Annotated in this window: 18 protein-coding genes; 6 read left to right on the top strand and 12 right to left on the bottom strand. The window is 61.4% G+C overall.

The window, feature by feature from the left end; all coding sequences use genetic code 11:
- Positions 1-81: 81 nt before the first annotated feature.
- The 6 genes from msrQ to PIN01S_RS17575 form a co-directional block, all read right to left on the bottom strand.
- Positions 82-723, bottom strand: coding sequence for a protein-methionine-sulfoxide reductase heme-binding subunit MsrQ (gene msrQ / locus PIN01S_RS17600; protein WP_084337337.1), 642 nt, complete (start codon positions 721-723; stop codon positions 82-84).
- Positions 723-1,724, bottom strand: coding sequence for a protein-methionine-sulfoxide reductase catalytic subunit MsrP (gene msrP, locus PIN01S_RS17595; RefSeq protein ID WP_084337335.1), 1,002 nt, complete (start codon positions 1,722-1,724; stop codon positions 723-725). Before msrP ends, msrQ begins: the two co-directional genes overlap by 1 nt.
- 62 nt (positions 1,725-1,786) lie before the next feature.
- Positions 1,787-2,602: a CDP-diacylglycerol--serine O-phosphatidyltransferase gene (gene pssA, locus PIN01S_RS17590; protein WP_084337333.1), complete on the bottom strand. Its 816-nt coding sequence runs from the start codon at positions 2,600-2,602 to the stop codon at positions 1,787-1,789.
- Positions 2,603-2,761: 159 nt separating this feature from the next.
- Positions 2,762-3,778: a ketol-acid reductoisomerase gene (gene ilvC, locus PIN01S_RS17585; protein ID WP_084337331.1), complete on the bottom strand. Its 1,017-nt coding sequence runs from the start codon at positions 3,776-3,778 to the stop codon at positions 2,762-2,764.
- Between the two features lie 48 nt (positions 3,779-3,826).
- On the bottom strand, positions 3,827-4,318 hold the full coding sequence (gene ilvN / locus PIN01S_RS17580; protein WP_084337329.1) for an acetolactate synthase small subunit: 492 nt from the start codon (positions 4,316-4,318) through the stop codon (positions 3,827-3,829).
- A gap of 1 nt (position 4,319) precedes the next feature.
- Positions 4,320-6,044, bottom strand: a complete 1,725-nt coding sequence (locus PIN01S_RS17575; protein ID WP_084337350.1) for an acetolactate synthase 3 large subunit — start codon at positions 6,042-6,044, stop codon at positions 4,320-4,322.
- A gap of 400 nt (positions 6,045-6,444) precedes the next feature.
- Between PIN01S_RS17575 and PIN01S_RS17570 the strand changes: the two genes are divergently transcribed.
- Complete coding sequence (locus PIN01S_RS17570; RefSeq protein WP_084337327.1) at positions 6,445-6,882, top strand: DUF4124 domain-containing protein; 438 nt, start codon at positions 6,445-6,447, stop codon at positions 6,880-6,882.
- A 15-nt stretch (positions 6,883-6,897) separates the two neighbouring features.
- Here PIN01S_RS17570 and PIN01S_RS17565 read toward each other — a convergent pair whose 3' ends face one another.
- From PIN01S_RS17565 to mrcB, 3 genes are read right to left on the bottom strand one after another with little or no spacing between them, the layout of a single operon-like run.
- On the bottom strand, positions 6,898-7,230 hold the full coding sequence (locus PIN01S_RS17565; RefSeq protein ID WP_084337325.1) for a YqcC family protein: 333 nt from the start codon (positions 7,228-7,230) through the stop codon (positions 6,898-6,900).
- A complete protein-coding gene (locus PIN01S_RS17560; protein ID WP_084337323.1) occupies positions 7,230-7,961 on the bottom strand; it encodes a tetratricopeptide repeat protein in 732 nt (243 codons plus the stop codon). Before PIN01S_RS17560 ends, PIN01S_RS17565 begins: the two co-directional genes overlap by 1 nt.
- Before the next feature lie 15 nt (positions 7,962-7,976).
- Positions 7,977-10,292 (bottom strand): penicillin-binding protein 1B, encoded by a 2,316-nt coding sequence (mrcB, locus tag PIN01S_RS17555; protein ID WP_084337321.1) that lies wholly within the window; start codon positions 10,290-10,292, stop codon positions 7,977-7,979.
- Positions 10,293-10,409: 117 nt separating this feature from the next.
- Between mrcB and PIN01S_RS17550 the strand changes: the two genes are divergently transcribed.
- From PIN01S_RS17550 to PIN01S_RS17530, 5 genes are all read left to right on the top strand, one after another.
- Complete coding sequence (locus PIN01S_RS17550) at positions 10,410-11,972, top strand: bifunctional aminoglycoside phosphotransferase/ATP-binding protein (protein WP_084337319.1); 1,563 nt, start codon at positions 10,410-10,412, stop codon at positions 11,970-11,972.
- A 62-nt stretch (positions 11,973-12,034) separates the two neighbouring features.
- Entirely contained in the window at positions 12,035-12,379 is a 345-nt protein-coding gene (locus PIN01S_RS17545; protein WP_084337317.1) for a pentapeptide repeat-containing protein, read from the top strand.
- Positions 12,376-13,128, top strand: coding sequence for a class I SAM-dependent methyltransferase (locus PIN01S_RS17540; protein ID WP_084337316.1), 753 nt, complete (start codon positions 12,376-12,378; stop codon positions 13,126-13,128). Before PIN01S_RS17545 ends, PIN01S_RS17540 begins: the two co-directional genes overlap by 4 nt.
- Positions 13,129-13,160: 32 nt before the next feature.
- Positions 13,161-13,433, top strand: coding sequence for a TfoX/Sxy family protein (locus PIN01S_RS17535; protein WP_084337315.1), 273 nt, complete (start codon positions 13,161-13,163; stop codon positions 13,431-13,433).
- A 105-nt stretch (positions 13,434-13,538) separates the two neighbouring features.
- Positions 13,539-14,339: a Crp/Fnr family transcriptional regulator gene (locus PIN01S_RS17530; protein ID WP_084337314.1), complete on the top strand. Its 801-nt coding sequence runs from the start codon at positions 13,539-13,541 to the stop codon at positions 14,337-14,339.
- 277 nt (positions 14,340-14,616) lie between these two features.
- Here PIN01S_RS17530 and deoD read toward each other — a convergent pair whose 3' ends face one another.
- From deoD to deoA, 3 genes are read right to left on the bottom strand one after another with little or no spacing between them, the layout of a single operon-like run.
- The gene (gene deoD, locus PIN01S_RS17525) at positions 14,617-15,324 is read right to left on the bottom strand and encodes a purine-nucleoside phosphorylase (RefSeq protein ID WP_084337313.1); all 708 of its coding nucleotides are present in this window, start codon (positions 15,322-15,324) and stop codon (positions 14,617-14,619) included.
- A gap of 11 nt (positions 15,325-15,335) precedes the next feature.
- Positions 15,336-16,559 (bottom strand): phosphopentomutase, encoded by a 1,224-nt coding sequence (locus PIN01S_RS17520; protein ID WP_084337312.1) that lies wholly within the window; start codon positions 16,557-16,559, stop codon positions 15,336-15,338.
- Between the two features lie 10 nt (positions 16,560-16,569).
- Positions 16,570-17,877 (bottom strand): thymidine phosphorylase, encoded by a 1,308-nt coding sequence (gene deoA / locus PIN01S_RS17515; protein WP_084337310.1) that lies wholly within the window; start codon positions 17,875-17,877, stop codon positions 16,570-16,572.
- Position 17,878 lies beyond the last annotated feature (1 nt).

Here is a 17,878-nt window from a genome sequence, read left to right as displayed (position 1 = left end):
CTCAACCCTTTGATTATCAAGGAGTTTTTCATTCAGGCTGCGCCGGAAGTGGCGCGCATTATAGAGCCATTCGAACAACCGTCAACACTTTGTTGAAATCTTTTTGTCACTCTTTCCGCTCGGAGGCATGCCAAACGACAAACGCGGCAACCGTGCAGCCAGAAAAGGCAGCCGCAGGGCAAGAAGAAAAGCACCGACCAAAGCATAGCCAGTCCATTCCTGTAGATCGGCCCTTACCACCCAGAGCATATGCAAAAGGACCAATACCAGCACGCCATAAACGATACGATGCAACGCCTTCCATCGCCGCCCCAGCTTACGAACACTGAAGCGATTGGAGGTTGCAGCCAGGCAAGACAGGCCCACGAAAGCCAATGCCCCGACCATGATGTAGGGCCGCTTCTGCAAATCGACAAGCAATTGCTCGATATCCAGCCCCAACAGAAAAACCGCATAGGCCGTAATGTGCAAAACCGCATAGGCGAAGGACCAGAGTCCGAGTTGACGCCGCACAGCCAACCAGCCACCCCATCCAGTCGTTCGTTGCAGAGGAGTCATGCACAACGTGATCAGAAGTAGCGCCAACGCACCCAAACCGATCCGGTCGACCAGAACCTTGCCGGGGTCAGCCCCCAAAGCCAGCGTCCAGCCCTGGTAAAGCCAGAAAACAGGCACCGCCAGTGCCACCATGAAGATCGCCAAACGAAAGAAGCGGTAGCGCATCAGTAGTTTTTCCGGAGATCCAAACCGGCATAGAGACCAGCCACTTCGTCATACCCGTTGAACATGCGGGTTGGAATGATGTTGGGGCTGAACAGACTACTCGGCAGCCGACGCTCCTGAGCCTGACTCCAGCGGGGATGATCCACCTCCGGGTTCACGTTGGCATAGAAGCCATACTCGTTAGGCGCCAGGCTTTCCCAGGTTGTCTTGGGTTGAGCACTGGTCAAGCTGATGCGAACGATGGATTTGATGCTTTTAAAACCGTACTTCCAGGGCACAACCAATCTCAGTGGCGCCCCATTCTGGGCAGGCAGGACACGCCCATACATGCCAACCGCCATGAGTGTCAGAGGATGCATGGCCTCATCCAACCGCAGCCCTTCGATGTATGGCCAGTCGATAAGGGAGAACCCAGAACGCTGGCCAACCATTCGCTGCGGATCGACCAGAGTTTCGAACCTTACATACTTGGCCTGCGCCGTCGGCTCCGCCCGCTTGAGCAAATCAGACAACGGGAACCCCAGCCAGGGAATGACCATGGACCAGGCTTCCACACAACGCAGCCGGTATATGCGCTCCTCCAACTGATGGGGGAGACAGAACTCTTCCAGAGAGAATTGCCCCGGCTTGACGACCTCGCCATCGATGGTCACAGTCCAGGGCTCGGCCTTGAACTGAGCGGCATGCCGAGCCGGATCACCTTTATTCGGTCCGAACTCGTAGAAGTTGTTGTAGCGCGTCGCATCCTTGAAAGGCGTCAGCGCCTCGTCACCCGGAACCATCGACTGCCAACGGGCCGAGGTCAGCTTCTTGTCGAACCAGGTTGGAGCCTGAGCGGCCTCCACCCCGGCATAGCGCTCAGCCAATGCTCGACCCGGCACCAGGGATAACGAAGCCAACCCACCCATCGCCCCCAGAAAACGGCGGCGCGACAGATAAGTCGCTTCAGGCGTGACCTCTGACTCACGAGCCAGAGAGACAGAAGGAATCTTGATCAGCATGAGAGGCTCCGCAATCCTGGAACGGGTGCGCCAATAGACTGCGGAGCCGCGGGGAAATTACATCACTCGACAGTCTTGCGGCGGCGCAATTGCAACAAGTATTGCACCGGCCCCGAAGCAGCATAAGCCAGGAAGATCAGCAGCAGGATGCGCGGCGGGTCACTGAACACCACTGCGAAAACCAGTACTACCACCAGTATCGCAACGAAAGGTACCCGTCCCTTGAGGTCGAGGTCCTTGAAGCTGTGATACTTGATGTTGCTGACCATCAGTGCTCCGGCTGCTGCCACCAGCAGGGCAACGACGAAGGCCATGTTCGACCCTTTGATACCGAAGTCACTGAAGGCCCATACGGTACCGGCCACGACCCCAGCCGCGGCAGGACTTGCCAACCCAATGAAAAAGCGTTTGTCAGCCTTGCCCACTTGGGTATTGAAGCGCGCGAGCCGCAGGGCAGCCCCCGCCACATAGATGAAGGCGACCATCCAGCCGACCTTGCCCAGGCTGCCCAACGCCCACTCGAATGCCAAGAGCGCAGGCGCCACACCGAAGGCAACCATGTCGGACAACGAATCGTACTCGGCACCGAACGCGCTCTGCGTATTGGTGAGACGAGCGACACGCCCATCCAGGCTGTCCAGCACCATAGCGACGAATACCGTTGCGGCGGCCACATAAAAGTTGCCGTTCATGGCATTGATGATTGAGTAGAAACCGGCGAACAGATTGGCCGTGGTGAACAGATTGGGCAGCAGATAGATGCCGCGATGGCGGACCTTGCGTCCCTCAGCGTCATGCCCCTCTTCGACATGCTCATCGATGGGTAACAGACTTTCGGCGTCGGAAGCCTTGTTCGGCTCCTCGGGATGTTCGTTCATGAACAGTACCTTGCTAAAAGGTTCGGAAGTTTCGACAGAAGCAACCGATCAGGGTTCGCGAGCGGTCCTTGACCAGCGCCCTGGCTTTATACCAGACAGAGGGGGCCTCCTAGAACGAAAAAACGCGGCCGTAGCCGCGTTCCTTCTTCGTCCCGGACCTTAGTTCTTGGTCTTGTCGACGATCTTGTTGGAAGCGATCCACGGCATCATTGCACGTAGACGCTCGCCAACCTGCTCGATCGGGTGAGCAGCGTTGTTGCGACGATAGGCCGTCATCGAAGCGTAGTTGGAAGCACCTTCGCTGATGAACATCTTCGCGTACTCACCATTCTGGATACGCTTCAGCGCGTTGCGCATGGCAGCACGGGATTCGGCGTTGATCACTTCCGGGCCAGTAACGTACTCGCCGTATTCGGCGTTGTTGGAGATCGAATAGTTCATGTTGGCGATACCGCCTTCGTACATGAGGTCAACGATCAGCTTCAGTTCGTGCAGACACTCGAAGTAGGCCATTTCCGGCGCATAACCGGCTTCGACCAGGGTTTCGAAACCGGCTTTTACCAGTTCGACGCAACCACCGCAAAGTACGGCCTGCTCACCGAACAGATCGGTTTCGGTCTCGTCCTTGAAAGTGGTTTCGATGATGCCGGTACGGCCACCACCGACGCCACAGGCGTAGGACAGAGCCAGGTTCTTGGCGTTGCCAGAAGCATCCTGGTAGATAGCGACCAGATCCGGGATACCGCCGCCCTTGACGAACTCGGAACGCACAGTGTGGCCCGGAGCCTTCGGCGCGATCATGATCACGTCGAGATCGGCACGCGGAACGACCTGGTTGTAATGGATCGAGAAACCGTGCGCGAAGGCCAGGGTAGCGCCCTTTTTCAGGTTCGGCTCGATTTCTTCCTTGTACAGGCGCCCCTGGAATTCATCAGGCGTCAGGATCATCACTACGTCGGCAGCGGCAACGGCGGCCGGAACGTCGGATACCTTCAAGCCATGGGCTTCGGCTTTCTTCACCGAGGCAGAGCCCGGACGCAGGCCGACGGTAACATCGACACCGGAATCCTTCAGGTTGCAGGCATGAGCATGACCCTGGGAGCCGTAACCGATGATGGCGACCTTCTTGCCCTGGATGATGGAGAGGTCGCAGTCTTTGTCGTAATACACTTTCATGGAAATTCCCCTTTCTTACCGGCCGGTTCGGGCCATTCGCTAAATCGGTTAGATGCTCAGTACTTTGTCGCCACGAGCGATACCTGTGACACCGCTGCGCACGACTTCCAGAATCGACGCGGTGCCGATGGCCTGGATGAAGCTGTCCAGCTTCTCGCTGGTACCCGCAAGCTGGATCGTGTAGACACTGCTGGTAACGTCGACGATCTGGCCACGGAAGATGTCGGTGGTGCGCTTGACCTCGGCGCGCTGCGCGCCGGTGGCCTTCACTTTCACCAACATCAGTTCACGCTCGATGTGGGCGCTTTCCGACAGATCGACCAGCTTGACCACTTCGATGAGCTTGTTGAGGTTCTTGGTGATCTGCTCGATCACCTCATCATGCCCCACGGTAGTTAGCGTCAGACGCGACAGGGTCGGGTCCTCGGTAGGCGCTACCGTCAGGCTTTCGATGTTGTAGTTGCGCTGCGAGAACAGACCGACCACCCGCGACAGGGCGCCAGGCTCGTTTTCCATCAGCAGGGAAATGATGTGTCGCATGTCAGGTCCGCTCCGTCTTGCTCAGCCACATATCGCGCATGGCGCCGTCTCTGATCTGCATCGGATAGACGTGTTCGCTGGCGTCTACCGCGATGTCGAGAAACACGAGACGATTCTTCAGGGCGAACGCCTCTTCCATCTTCGGCTTCAGATCCTTCAGATCGGTGATGCGGATACCCACGTGGCCGTATGCCTCGGCCAGCTTGACGAAGTCCGGCAGCGACTCCATGTAGGAATGCGAGTAACGGCTGTTGTACTGCATGTCCTGCCATTGGCGCACCATGCCCAGCGCACCGTTGTTCAGGTTGACGATCTTCACCGGCAAGTCGTACTGCAGACAGGTCGACAGCTCCTGGATGTTCATCTGGATACTGCCTTCGCCGGTCACACAGGCGACTTCGGCATCCGGGAAGTTCAGCTTGACGCCCATGGCGGCCGGGAAGCCGAAGCCCATGGTGCCCAGGCCACCAGAGTTGATCCAGCGATTGGGCTTGTCGAACTTGTAGTACTGCGCCGCGAACATCTGGTGCTGACCCACATCGGACGCGATGAAGGCATCGCCTTTGGTCACTTCGCAGAGGGTCTCGATCACGGTCTGCGGCTTGATGATGCTGCCGTCACCCTTGTCATAGGGGAACAAGCCGCGATTGCCGCGCCATTCTTCGATCTGCTTCCACCAGCTCGCCACCGCTTCCTTGTTCGGGGTCTCGCCAATTTCCTTGACGATGGCAACCATCTCGGTCAACACGCTGTCCACCGGGCCAACGATTGGGATATCCGCCTTGATGGTCTTGGAAATCGATGCCGGGTCGATATCGACATGGATGATCTTGGCGTTCGGACAGAACTTGCTCGGACCGTTGATGACCCGGTCATCGAAACGCGCACCGACGGCCAGGATCACATCGGCGTGGTGCATGGCCAAGTTGGCGGTGTAGCTGCCGTGCATGCCGAGCATGCCGACGAACTGGCGATCGCTGCCCGGGTAGCCGCCGAGCCCCATCAGGGTATTGGTAACCGGCAGGTTGAGCATGCGCGCCAGCTCGGTCAGCGGAGCAGCGGCATTGCCCATGATCACGCCGCCACCGGAATAAAGGATCGGGCGCTTGGCCGACAGCAGCATTTCCGCCGCCTTGCGGATCTGCCCCGAGTGGCCGCGCACAGCCGGGCTGTAGGAGCGCAGCTTGACCTTCTTCGGATAGACGTACTCGAACTTCTCGGCCGGGTTGGTCATGTCCTTGGGAATATCGACCACGACCGGACCGGGACGCCCCGACTGAGCGATATAAAAGGCCTTCTTCATCACCTCGGGAATTTCCGAGGGATGCTTGATCATGAAGCTGTGCTTCACGATCGGGCGGGAGATACCGACCATGTCGGTTTCCTGGAAGGCATCGGTCCCCACCATGCCGCTCGGCACCTGTCCCGACAGGATGACCATCGGGATCGAGTCCATGTAGGCCGTGGCGATACCGGTAATGGCGTTGGTCGCACCCGGACCGGAGGTCACCAGCACCACACCGGGTTTTCCGGTGGCGCGGGCATAGCCGTCGGCCATATGGGTTGCGGCCTGCTCATGGCGGACGAGGATGTGCGTGACTTCCTTTTCCTTGAACAGGGCATCGTAGATATGCAGGAGGGCACCACCCGGATACCCATAGATGTACTTAACGCCTTCGTCACGCAAGAAGCGGACGACCATTTCAGCGCCGGATAAGAGCTCCACGTTGTTCACCTCTAGAACGCCAGAACGCCACCCACAACGGATGGCCCTAAATAGGTCTACTGCCTAGCAGAGCATGAGCGACGGTGGTCGCCGACTACGTCAGCTACTACTGAGCAAGTATTGGGAATGCCCCAAATGTTGCGGAGCCTTCCCACCCAGCGCGAGGTAACGCGTTGCGGGTGTAACAGGTCGGCGCGGGTAGCGCCTCATGTCTGCTGAGCTGAAGCCAGCTTGCGGCGGACTTCACTACAGCGAACGATGGATTGTTCGGATTAGGCGACAGCAAGTCAAGTCATCCCTGAGGATTCTTCACTCCGCCGCTGTGACACAGAGCAGGATGACGAGGCACGGGTTTTGGTTATAGTAGCGGCCAAGTTATCCCCTATATAAAGGAAACAGCATGCGTCGCATGATTTTCACAGGCAGCCTGCTGCTCGCCTTGAGCGCCAGCGCCGTGGCCGGCCAAGTGTACAAATGGGTAGACGCGCAAGGCATCACGCACTTCGGCTCCCAGCCCCCTCAAGGTCAGGAAGCGACCCCCGTCAATACCAATAGCGCAACGCCGAAAGCCCCTGCCCCGGCGCCCCTGCCCAAGCTCGACAGCGAGGTCGAAGCCGACAAGCAGAAGGCCATCGACGACAAAGTGAAGCAGGAAGTGGCCAAGCGCGAAGAAGAACGCAAGAAGTACTGCGAAACCGTGCGCACCAATCTGTCCCAGCTACAGAACAATCCACGGGTACGCGTCGAGGAAAACGGCGACTTCCGCCGGCTGACGGAAGAAGAACGGCAGGCACGGATCAGCGAAGCCCAGAAGGCGATCGAGGAAAACTGCCAGTAATGACGGAGCGCGGCATCAGGCCGCGCTTTTGATCAACCGGTCGAACTCACCCAACGCCTGCATCAACGCCCGGGTTTCGACCGGGCACTCCCGGTACACCACTTCTGCCATGGGTCGGATGCCCGATACCGTCGGCAGCTCGTAGCCCCCTTCGATCAATACCTTCATTCGCGGCAGAAAAACCCACTGCAGCCACTGCTCGAAGGTCAGGGTATCGACACAGAAAGGCTCCGGACTGGCCAAAGCCTCCGCACTCGGCTCGCTGTCCGCCCACCAGCCCAATAACCGCAACTCTCGCTCGATCAACAGAAGCTGATCGGCCAGAGCGGACAGATGCGCGTCGCTCATCAGAGGTTAACCCGCGCCCGCTCACGCGCCTGCGCGGCGCCCGCCGCATCGCCCTGGCGCTCACGCGCCTTGGCGATCAGTTCCCAGAGGCTCGCTTGCAGCGCGGGACGTCCATTGGCATAGGTCAGGCCGCGACGCGCCAACTGCTCGGCCTGGGCGGCATCGCCCTGGGCGAGGCGAACCTCCGCCAACCGATAGAGCACCTGCGGCTCACGCGGCGCGATGCGCTGGGCACGCTCGAGGCTGGAGGAAGCCCCGTTCAGATCGCCGCCACTCTGTTGCTGCTGCGCCGCGGTGAGAAGCGCGAGCACCGGGCCATCCAGTTGCTCGTCGGCCGCCAAGCCGCCGCTGTTGCTGGGGATGCCGGTCGGCGCACTCGGAACGCTTCCCGGCGTGCTGTAGCTGCCCGCCCCGCCAGAATATCCACCGCCGGCAGGCCCCGTAGTAATGGGGGACGTCGTGATCGGTGCGCTGGAGGAGCCATCCGGCGCAGGAAAGGTCTGGATCGGCGTCGAGCTGCCGCCAGGTACCATGACCACCACGCCGGAGTCCTCGTTGATTGTCTGCGGCTGCTGCTGAGGTGCGACCGGGCGATAGGTTCCTCCCGCCCCCTCTTCCAGTTCCGACAACGGGGCACTGGAGTCCACCACGGGAATCGACCCACGCTGTACCGAGGCACAACCACTCAGCACTGCCGTAGCGGCCAGAGCGGGAATCCACCACTTGTTCATGCGAATCCTCTTTGCTTATTGCAACCAGCCGCGCACCCAATCCATCACCGAATCGACCGGCGCCTGGATACCGCAGGCCGTACCGGGTGGCGGCTCACTTCCACGAATATAAGGCATCTGCACCGCATTCGGGCAGCTCGGGTCGGAACCCTGGCCGGTGTAGGCGTCGATCCAGGCTTGCGTCACGTTGTCCGGCAGCGGCATGTCCAACGGGAGCGGATCGGCCTTGCGCATGAAGCCGGTCCATACCTGCAGGGCACCAGTGGCGCCGGTGAACGGGGTCTGGCCATTGTCGTCGCGCCCCATCCAGACCACCGCCAGCAGGTCCTGGCTGAAACCGGCGAACCAACTATCGCGGGAGTCGTTGGTGGTACCGGTCTTGCCCGCCAACGTCAGCGAACGCGGCAACTGGTTGTATACCGAGCGCCCGGTTCCTTCACGCATGACTCGCTGCATCGCGTTCTGGACCAGATAAATGGCACCCGGGTCGAAACGCTGCTGAATCTGGAACGGATACCGCTTGAGCGGTTCGCCATCGGCGGTCAATACGCTGCGGATACCACGCAACGGCGTATTGAAGCCGCCGTTAGCCAGGGTCAGGTACATGCTGGTGACTTCCATCGGACTGAGCGCCCCGGCACCCAGCAGCATCGATGGGTACGCCGGCCACTCGCGCGAAACGCCCAGCCGCTCCATTGTCTTCAGGACATTGGGCACACCGAGTTCGAGCCCCAGCTTGGCGGTGGACAAGTTGTAGGAGTTCGCCAACCCCTGGTACAGGTAAATGGTGCCATGGGCCTTGTGGTCATAATTCTGCGGCTTCCATACCTGACCGTCCTGACCCTTGATGGAGAAGGGCTCGTCCGATAGCCAACTGGTCAGCGTGTACTGGCTCGGGCGCTCCAGGGCGGTGAGATAGATCACTGGCTTGATCAGCGAACCAATCGGCCGCACGGCATCCAGCGCACGGTTGAAGCCGGCGAAACGCGGCTGACGGCTACCGATCAACGCCTGGATCTCACCCGTTTCCGGATTGGTCACGACCATCGCCGCTTCCATCTGATCGGCACCCTTGCTGCCGGAGATGCGTTTAAACGACTCGTTCAAAGCACTCTCGGCCTTGAGCTGGAGGATCGGATCGAAGCTGGTGAAGATACGCAGCCCCTCTTCCGTGAGGTCTTCCTCGCGATAATCCTGGCGCAATTGGCGCTTCACCAGATCGAGAAACGCCGGATAGGAGCTATCGGCCATGCTGCCACGCGGCGTTACACCGAGCGGCTTCTGCTTCGCCGCCTCGGCTTCTTCAGCCGTGACTACACCCTGTTCCACCAGGACATCCAACACCAAGTTGCGGCGCTCCAGGGCGCGCTCGGGATTACGCCGTGGGTTGTAGTAGGTCGGCCCCTTGACCATGCCGACCAGCAACGCCACCTGGTGCAGTTTCAGCTCGGACAGCGGCTGGCTGAAGAAATACTGGCTGGCCAAACCGAAGCCATGCACGGCGCGCTGGCCATCCTGGCCAAGGAACACCTCGTTGAGGTACGCCTCGAGAATCTCGCGCTTGTCGTAATGCAGCTCCAGCAGCACGGCCATCATGGCCTCGGTCGCCTTGCGTGTCAGGCTGCGCTCGTTGGTCAGGTAGAAATTCTTGACCAACTGCTGAGTCAGCGTACTGCCCCCCTGGAGCAACTGGCCGGACGTGGCGTTGATCCAGAAGGCCCGGGCGATCGACTTGGGAGAGACGCCGAAGTGGTGGAAGAACTCGCGGTCCTCCACCGCTACCAAGGTATCCACCAGATAGGGCGGCACCTGGTCCAGCTTGATCAGGATGCGGTCCTCCTGATGCGCCGGGTACAGCCCGCCGATCAGCAAGGGCTCCAGCCGGGCGACGGCCAGGTCAGAACCATCGGCCTGATTGAGCCCGGCGACGAAATCTCCGGAAAAGCGCACATGGATACGCTGCGAAGGCTCGGCGCCTTCATAGAACTGGAAGCCGCGCGTCTGCAGATCGACGGAGTTTCCGGAGACAGCCACGCTGCCGGGGCCGGTCACCGCCTCGCGGCGGTAGCCGAGGGCATCCAGCTCGGTCAGGAAGTCGTCCTTGGCCAGCTTGAGTCCGACGAACAACTCGAGTGGGCGGGCATATACCTTGGCGGGCACGGTCCAGCGCTTGCCGGAGAATTTCTCCTGCACCACGGCATCCAGGTAGACGGCAAAACCGGCCAGCACAACCAGACCGACCAGACCGAGCTTCAGAGCCCAGCCCAACCAGGGGCGCAAGCCGCCGGAACGGCGTTTGGAACGCGAACGAGAAGAACGGGAACGAGTCATGGCGGCGCATTATACGCACTTTATCCACAGGAGACAGGCGCCCCCCGGCGGTTTGCACGACGCCCCGCAGCGGCCATAATGCCGCCCAACTTCAAGTCTTAGACGTAAGGATCGACCGTGAGCCAAGCCCTGATTGCCGCGCTGCAGAACCCGGCGCTCTATCCGCATCCGGTAGACCAGTTCCAGGTCATCGAAACCCATATTTCCTGGGTCCTGCTCACGGGCCCCTACGCTTACAAGTTCAAGAAACCGGTCGACTTCGGCTTCCTCGACTTCACCACGCTGGAAGCGCGCAAGCACTTCTGCGAGGAAGAAGTTCGACTGAACCAGCGCCTGACGCAGAACCTCTACCTCGACGCCATCCCGATCACCGGCAGCGAATCCGCTCCACAGTTGAACGGCGATGGCCCGGTCATCGAATATGCCGTGAGGATGCGTCAGTTCCCGCAAAGCAACCTGCTGGGCGAAATCCAGGCGCGCGGCGAACTCACCGGCGCCCACATCGATGCGCTGGCCCGGCAGATCGCCCGCTTCCACCTGACCACGCCGTCGGTGGCGCCGGACCACGTCATGTGCCAGCCGGACGCCATGATGGCGCCGCTGCGCCAGAACTTCGAACAGATCCGCCCATTGCTCAGCGACAAGTCCGATCTCCAGCAACTGGACGCATTGGAAGCCTGGACCGAAAGCACCATCGACCGCCTGGGGCCCCTGCTCGAAGAGCGAAAGAACCAAGGCTTCATCCGCGAATGCCATGGCGATATCCACCTGGGCAACACCACCCTGATCGACGGCGAAGTCGTGTTGTTCGACTGCATCGAATTCAACGAACCATTTCGTCTTACCGACATCGCGGCGGACAGCGCCTTCCTTGCCATGGACCTGGAAGACCGTGGGCTGAAATGCCTGTCGCGCCGCTTCCTCAGTCTCTGGCTCGAGCAAACCGGCGACTATGCCGCGCTGGAGCTGATGAACCTTTACAAGTCTTATCGGGCCCTGGTGCGTGCCAAGGTCAGCCTGTTCCGCCTCGGCCAGGAGCAGGACGCGGTCCAGCGCGCGGTCATCCTGCGCCAATACCGCAACTATGCGAGCCTGGCGGAGAGCTACAGCGCCATTCCTTCACGCTTCCTGGCCATCACCCACGGCGTTTCCTCGGTGGGCAAGAGTCACGTCGCGATGCGCCTGGTCGAAGCACTCGGCGCCATCCGCCTGCGTTCGGACACGGAGCGCAAGCGCCTGTTCGGCGAACAGGAGGAAAGCGAACGGGGCCAACTGAGTGCCGGCATCTATAACCAGGACGCCAGCGATGCCACTTATCGGCGCCTGCACGAACTGGCAGACGCCGCCCTGCACGCGGGCTATCCGGTGGTCATCGATGCCACCTACCTGAAGCACGTCCAGCGCCAGGCCGCCTGGAAGATCGCCGAGCGCACCGGAGTCCCATTCCTGATTCTCGACTGCCATGCGCCGGACGCCGTCATCGCCAGCTGGCTGGCCCAGCGGCAGAGCGAAGGACTGGACCCGTCCGATGCCACGCTGGACATCATCCACGCGCAACAGCAGAGCCGGGAGCCTCTGACAGCGGACGAACAGGCCCATAGCCGGCGCGTGGACACCCACGAAGCCGCCAGCCTGGACAAACTGGTCGATAACATCCGCCAACGCCTGCCCGGCCTCTGACCACGGCAGGGTCACCGGACAGCTTCTATACTGCCCGGTGACCCATTGCCGGAACCGCATTCATGAGCCAGCCGCGTCAACTGGACGACCCGCTGTACCGCCTGCTGCGCCAGGAAGACATCGCCGGCTTCAATCAGCGGCGTGCCTCGGATGGAGAAATCGACCTCACCGGCGGAGATTTTCGCGGCCTCGACCTGCGTAACCTGAATGCCGACGGGGTGAACTTCACCGATGCCTACTTCCGTGGCGCCGACTTACGCGGCCTGGACCTGCGCAAGGCCCGCATGGAAGGCGCCAGCCTGGCTCATGCGCAGATTTCCGGTGCCTATTTCCCTGTTGAGCTGAGTGCTGACGAGATTCTCATGTCGGTGAATTTCGGCACCCGCCTCCGCTACCGAAAACCATGAGTGAGATCGCCCGACTGTTCGGCGCCCGCGCGGGTGCCTACGCCAGTTTCCGCCCGGAATACCCGTCGGCGCTCTTCGCCTGGCTGGCCGCCAACAGCCCCTCGCGGCAGCGCGCCCTCGACATCGCCTGCGGCAATGGCCAGGCCAGTCGCCCGTTGAGTGAGCATTTCGATCAAGTCCTGGCCAGCGATGCCAGCCACGAGCAGTTACGTATGGAAGATGGCTGGGACGGCATCGAACGCTTCGCCGCAGATGCCGAGTCGCTGCCGCTGCCCTCGGGGAGCCTCGATCTCATCGTGGTCGCCCAGGCTCTGCACTGGTTCGCCACGCCGCGTTTCTTCGCCGAAGTGAAGCGCCTGCTCAAGCCCCGCGGCCTGTTCTGCGCCTGGTGCTACAGCCTGCTGCGTATCGATGAAGCTTTCGACCCGGTGATCGACCAGCTCTACGGCGACACCTTGAAAGGTTACTGGCCGAAAGGACGCGAAAGCGTCGATGCCGGCTATCGCGATCTTTCCGTACCCTTCTCCCGACTCGATCTTCCACCGTTCGCCATCGAGGTCGAATGGAGCTTCGAACACTTCGTCGGTTACCTGCGCACCTGGTCCGCCGTGCAACGCTGGGAACGCGAACACGGCAAGGACCCGGTAATCGACTATTTACCTGCTCTGCGTCAAGCCTGGGGTGATGTCACCGCGCCACAGTTCATCCGCTGGCCGCTACACTTCGTCGCAGGCTATCCAACCCCCTGACTATCAATGAGGCATCATTGCAAGGAGGCTGAATGAACGATGAGTTGCAACACCTGAAGAACCTCGGCAAGACCTCGGCACAGTGGTTGCACGCAGTCGGCATCCATAGTGCTTCCGATCTTCGCCGCCTGGGCTCGGTCGGCGCCTACCGGGCGGTCCGGGCCAGGGGATTCCGGGCCTCGAAAGTACTGCTCTACGCAATCGAAGGTGCGCTGCTGGACGTGCATTGGAACGACCTGCCACCGGCACACAAAGCAGCATTGATCGGACAACTGGACGCCTTGCCTTTGCGTAATAAGAGCTAGCTCACAACATTATCGCGAACTGATTTACGGAAATATCTGCGAAACCTATTGTTTCAAGGACGTTCGTGCGTCTTGCCAGCCAGCCAGTTCAAGGAATCAACGCTCATGTACCTACTCGGGGAGCAACCGGCTTACGCCGATCAGCTGATCAATCGACTGCAAAGCATCCCCAGCCAGTTGCTCGAAGGGCTCGATCCCAGCGGGGAGCCGTTGCGGCTTGAGCGCGTCGACGATCTGACCCAGGCGCTTCCCGGCAATCAGTTGTTCCTGATCGAGGACGGCCTGCTGCATGCGCTGGTGGACGGACGCCCGTTGTTCTACTTGCAGGAAGGCGATCTCGTCGGCCTGCGCCAGGGCATAGAAATGCCGAGCTGCCGCTACAGCAGCGAAGAAGCGATCAGCCTGATCCCTTACAACCGTGGTGCCGTGTTCAAGCACATTTATGCCAGCGAACAGCGCCAGGAACTGTTCATCCAGTACCTGATCGGCCATACCGCCCTGCTGTCCGATGCCCTGGCTCGCCTCAAGCAGCCGGAAATTCGTCCAGCCACCGGATTCCAGCACTTCGCCGCCGGTGAGGAGCTGATCCACCAGGGCGACGAGGCCGATCATGTCTTTGTCATCATTGAGGGCCATGCCGAAGCCTTCGTGGATGGCCACAAGGTGGGCGATGTGCAGAAGGATGAAATCTTCGGCGCCATGGCCGTGTTCACCCGCGAGCGCCGCAGCGCCACGGTGGTGGCCAGCGAGCCCTGTACGGTAATGGTGATTCCCAAGGACCAGTTCCTCAGCCTGATGCAGAGCAATCCGCGCATCGCCCACAGCCTGATCGAGAGCATGGCCAGGCGCATCGACCTGCTGAACAAAGAGGTCACTCAACTGCGGCAGCCCGCCGACTCGGAATAAGGTTCCAGTCATTCAACGAACCCGGCCATGCGCCGGGTTCGTCGTTTTTGCGAGTCGGCTCACCAAGAATGCAACCGCTGCAAAAAAAGCGTTGACATGGAAATGAGAATTGTTATTATTTCACCAACTGATCGCGAGATCAGTCGATAAGCTGAAAGCCCAGCAGTCGGACTCTCAGGTTATCTCCTCATCAGGCTAATCACGGTTATTCGACCCGGCTCTGCCGGGTCTTTTTTTGCCCGCGAATCTCGTTCGCCGTTTACCGTTGGAATCTCGCTTACTGCGTCACCGCTTCCAGGGTCAGTTCGATCATCGCGTGGAACGTCTCCTGCCGCTCCTCGGCACTGAGCTTTTCGCCTTCAAGGATGTGATCGCTGACCGTCAGTACGCACAACGCCTGCCGTCCCAGTTCTGCCGCCACGCCATAGAGGCCGGCCGCCTCCATCTCCACGGCGAGGATGCCCATGCGCGTCATGCGGCTGAAAAGCTCCGGCTCGGGCTCGTAGAACAGGTCGGCGGAAAACACATTGCCCACATGCACCGCCTGCCCTTTCGCATCGGCCCGTCGCACCACCCGTTCGAGCAATCGGTAATCGGCCAGGGCGGCGAAATCAAAGCCGGAGAGGCGCTTGCGGTTGACGGCGGAATCGGTCGACGCGCCCATGGCGATCACCAGGTCGCGCACCCGGACGCCAGGCTGGACCGACCCACAACTGCCGACCCGCACGATGCGCTGCACACCGTACTGGCTGAACAGCTCGTGGGCATAGATGGACAGCGAGGGAATGCCCATGCCTGACCCCATCACGGAGATCCGCTGGCCGTTGAACGAGCCGGTGAACCCCAGCATGTTGCGCACGCCATTCACCTGCTGCACGTCGCTCAGATAGGTGTCGGCGATCATCTTCGCTCGCAGCGGATCGCCAGGCATCAGCACGGTTTCGGCGAAATCGCCCGGCTGAGCACTGATATGGGGAGTGGCCATTGTAGGCTCCATCAAGATGTCAGAAAGGATTGCCCGTAGTCGCACGCCGGCAGCCCGAAAAAGCGCGCCAGGCTCTGGCCGATGTCGGCGAAGCTGCTGCGCTCTCCCAGGCTGCCGGCTTGCAGGCCGGCACCGTAGCCCAGCACGGGGATATGTTCTCGGGTGTGGTCGCTGCCCGGCCAGCTCGGATCGCAGCCATGGTCAGCCGCCAGCAACAACACATCACCCTCATCCAGGGCGGCGATCAGTTCCGGCAGGCGTCGGTCGAACGCTTCCAGTGCCTCGGCGTAACCTGCGATGTCGCGGCGATGGCCGAACAGCATGTCGAAATCGACGAAGTTGCTGAACACCAGCGTGCGCGGTGGCGCTTCGCGGAGCGCCTGCAGCGTGGCGTCGAACAGCGCCTCGTTGCCATCGGCCTTGTACAGCCGGCTGATACCCCGGTGGGCGAAGATATCGCCGATCTTGCCCACTGCGAACACCTGCCCGCCGACCTCGCACAAACGGTCGAGCACGGTAGGGGCCGGTGGCGGCACCGCATAGTCGCGACGGTTTCCGGTGCGCCGGAAGCTGTCGGCACTCTCGCCCAGGAACGGTCGCGCGATCACCCGGCCGATGTCGTAGTCGTCGCACAGCTCTCGAGCGATCTCGCAGACTTGATACAGCCGCTCGAGACCGAAGTGCTCCTCGTGGGCGGCGATCTGGAACACGCTGTCCGCCGAGGTGTAGCAGATCGGCTTGCCCGTACGGATATGCGTCTCGCCCAGTTGCTCGAGGATGGTGGTGCCGGACGCATGGCAGTTGCCGAGCACGCCTGGCAGCCCGGCACGCTGGATCAGTGCCTCCAGCAGGGCGGGGGGAAAACTCTGTTCGTGGGCCGGGAAGTAGCCCCAGTCGAACAAGACCGGCACCCCCGCCATTTCCCAGTGACCGGAGGGCGTATCCTTGCCGCTGGACAGCTCGCGGGCATAACCATAAGCACCGATCACCGGCTGCTCGGCATCGAAGCCCGGGGGATAACAGCCGGCGCTCAAGGCAGCGGCGTGCCCCAAGCCAAGACGCGCCAGATTGGGCAACTGCAATACACCCTGACGGCGTTCGTTATCCGCCTCGCCACGGGCGCAAGCCTCGGCGATATGCAGCAGCGTATTGGCACCACTGTCGCCGAAATACTCGGCATCGGCGCTGGCACCGATACCGAAGGAATCCAGCACCAGCAGAAGTGCTCGGTTCATCGATGTGCTCCTACAGTCGTGCGCTGATCAGGTCGCGCACCGCAACCTCTGCGGTGCCGAGTCGATACGCCGCCCGCAGCAGCCGCGCAGCCTCTTCGGCACTCGCCACATCGCGTGCATGGACCATTGCCAGGGGCCGGGCGGCGTCGACGGCTTCTCCCGGCAGTGTCAACTCACTGAATCCCACCGAGACATCGATGGCATCCTCCGGACGGCGCCGCCCACCGCCCAGGGCGATGACGGCTAGTCCGATAGCCCGTGTGTCGATACCCTGCACGAGCCCCTCCCCTTCGGCGAACACCGGCCGCACCACAGCCGCCTGGGGCAAGTGCTGCCAGGGATGCTCGGCCAGATCCAGCGGACCGCCGAGTGCCTCCACCATCCGCGAGAAGCGCTGCAGCGCCAAGCCACTGCGCCAGGCATCCATCAACCGCTGCCGCGCGGACGCCAAGTCCGGTGCCAGCCCGGCCGCCACCAGCGTTTCCTCGGCCAATGCCAGGGTAACCTCCCACAGTCGCGAGCTGCGCACCTCGCCCTTGAGCAAGGCGATGGCCTCCTCCACTTCGAGGGCGTTACCGGCACTGCGTGCCAGCGGCTGGTTCATGTCGGTGATCAGCGCCCGCGTCTTCACGCCCGCACCGTTGGCCACCGCCACGATGCTTTCCGCCAATGCCCGCGCCTGCTCCGGGTCGCTCATGAAGGCGCCGTTGCCCACCTTCACGTCCATCACCAGCACGTCCAGCCCGGCTGCCAGCTTCTTGGACAGGATCGAGGCGGTGATCAGGTCGATGGACTCCACCGTGCCGGTGACATCGCGGATGGCATACAGGCGCTTATCCGCCGGCGCCAGATCGGCGGTCTGGCCGATGATCGCGCAGCCCACCTCGGCCACCACCCGGCGCAGGCGCTCCGGGTCCGGCTGGGTGCAGTAGCCGGGCACGCTGTCCAGCTTGTCCAGCGTACCGCCGGTGTGCCCCAGGCCACGCCCGGAAATCATCGGCACGTAGCAACCACAGGCTGCGAGCAGCGGCGCCAGTACCAGGCTCACCAGATCACCGACACCGCCCGTGGAATGCTTGTCCACCACCGGACCGGGCAGCTCCCAGGCCAGCACTTGGCCGGAGTCGCGCATCGCGGTGGTCAAGGCAATGCGCTCGTCCAGGCTCATGCCCTTGAGCAGCACCGCCATGGCGAACGCGGCAATCTGCCCTTCGCTCAGGCTACCATCGCCGATCCCCTTTACGAACTGGCCGATGTCCGCTTCGTCGAGCACCTTCCCATCGCGCTTGCGACGGATAACTTCCTGCGCCAACCACATA

The organism is Pseudomonas indica NBRC 103045 (genome assembly GCF_002091635.1).
GTDB lineage: Bacteria > Pseudomonadota > Gammaproteobacteria > Pseudomonadales > Pseudomonadaceae > Pseudomonas_M > Pseudomonas_M indica.
The sequence above is the reverse complement of the archived record's forward strand: the minus strand, read 5'-3'. Positions and strand labels throughout refer to the sequence as shown.

Excerpts from the sequence above, each read along its gene's own strand:
- pssA (WP_084337333.1), bottom strand. The coding sequence starts at position 2,602 with ATGAACGAACATCCCGAGGAGCCGAACAAGGCTTCCGACGCCGAAAGT.
- PIN01S_RS17540 (WP_084337316.1), top strand. The coding sequence starts at position 12,376 with ATGAGTGAGATCGCCCGACTGTTCGGCGCCCGCGCGGGTGCCTACGCC.
- ilvN (WP_084337329.1), bottom strand. The coding sequence starts at position 4,318 with ATGCGACACATCATTTCCCTGCTGATGGAAAACGAGCCTGGCGCCCTG.
- PIN01S_RS17570 (WP_084337327.1), top strand. The coding sequence starts at position 6,445 with ATGCGTCGCATGATTTTCACAGGCAGCCTGCTGCTCGCCTTGAGCGCC.
- deoA (WP_084337310.1), bottom strand. The coding sequence starts at position 17,877 with ATGTGGTTGGCGCAGGAAGTTATCCGTCGCAAGCGCGATGGGAAGGTG.
- PIN01S_RS17520 (WP_084337312.1), bottom strand. The coding sequence starts at position 16,559 with ATGAACCGAGCACTTCTGCTGGTGCTGGATTCCTTCGGTATCGGTGCC.
- msrQ (WP_084337337.1), bottom strand. The coding sequence starts at position 723 with ATGCGCTACCGCTTCTTTCGTTTGGCGATCTTCATGGTGGCACTGGCG.
- ilvC (WP_084337331.1), bottom strand. The coding sequence starts at position 3,778 with ATGAAAGTGTATTACGACAAAGACTGCGACCTCTCCATCATCCAGGGC.
- mrcB (WP_084337321.1), bottom strand. The coding sequence starts at position 10,292 with ATGACTCGTTCCCGTTCTTCTCGTTCGCGTTCCAAACGCCGTTCCGGC.
- PIN01S_RS17560 (WP_084337323.1), bottom strand. The coding sequence starts at position 7,961 with ATGAACAAGTGGTGGATTCCCGCTCTGGCCGCTACGGCAGTGCTGAGT.
- PIN01S_RS17535 (WP_084337315.1), top strand. The coding sequence starts at position 13,161 with ATGAACGATGAGTTGCAACACCTGAAGAACCTCGGCAAGACCTCGGCA.
- PIN01S_RS17565 (WP_084337325.1), bottom strand. The coding sequence starts at position 7,230 with ATGAGCGACGCGCATCTGTCCGCTCTGGCCGATCAGCTTCTGTTGATC.
- PIN01S_RS17530 (WP_084337314.1), top strand. The coding sequence starts at position 13,539 with ATGTACCTACTCGGGGAGCAACCGGCTTACGCCGATCAGCTGATCAAT.
- PIN01S_RS17545 (WP_084337317.1), top strand. The coding sequence starts at position 12,035 with ATGAGCCAGCCGCGTCAACTGGACGACCCGCTGTACCGCCTGCTGCGC.
- deoD (WP_084337313.1), bottom strand. The coding sequence starts at position 15,324 with ATGGCCACTCCCCATATCAGTGCTCAGCCGGGCGATTTCGCCGAAACC.
- msrP (WP_084337335.1), bottom strand. The coding sequence starts at position 1,724 with ATGCTGATCAAGATTCCTTCTGTCTCTCTGGCTCGTGAGTCAGAGGTC.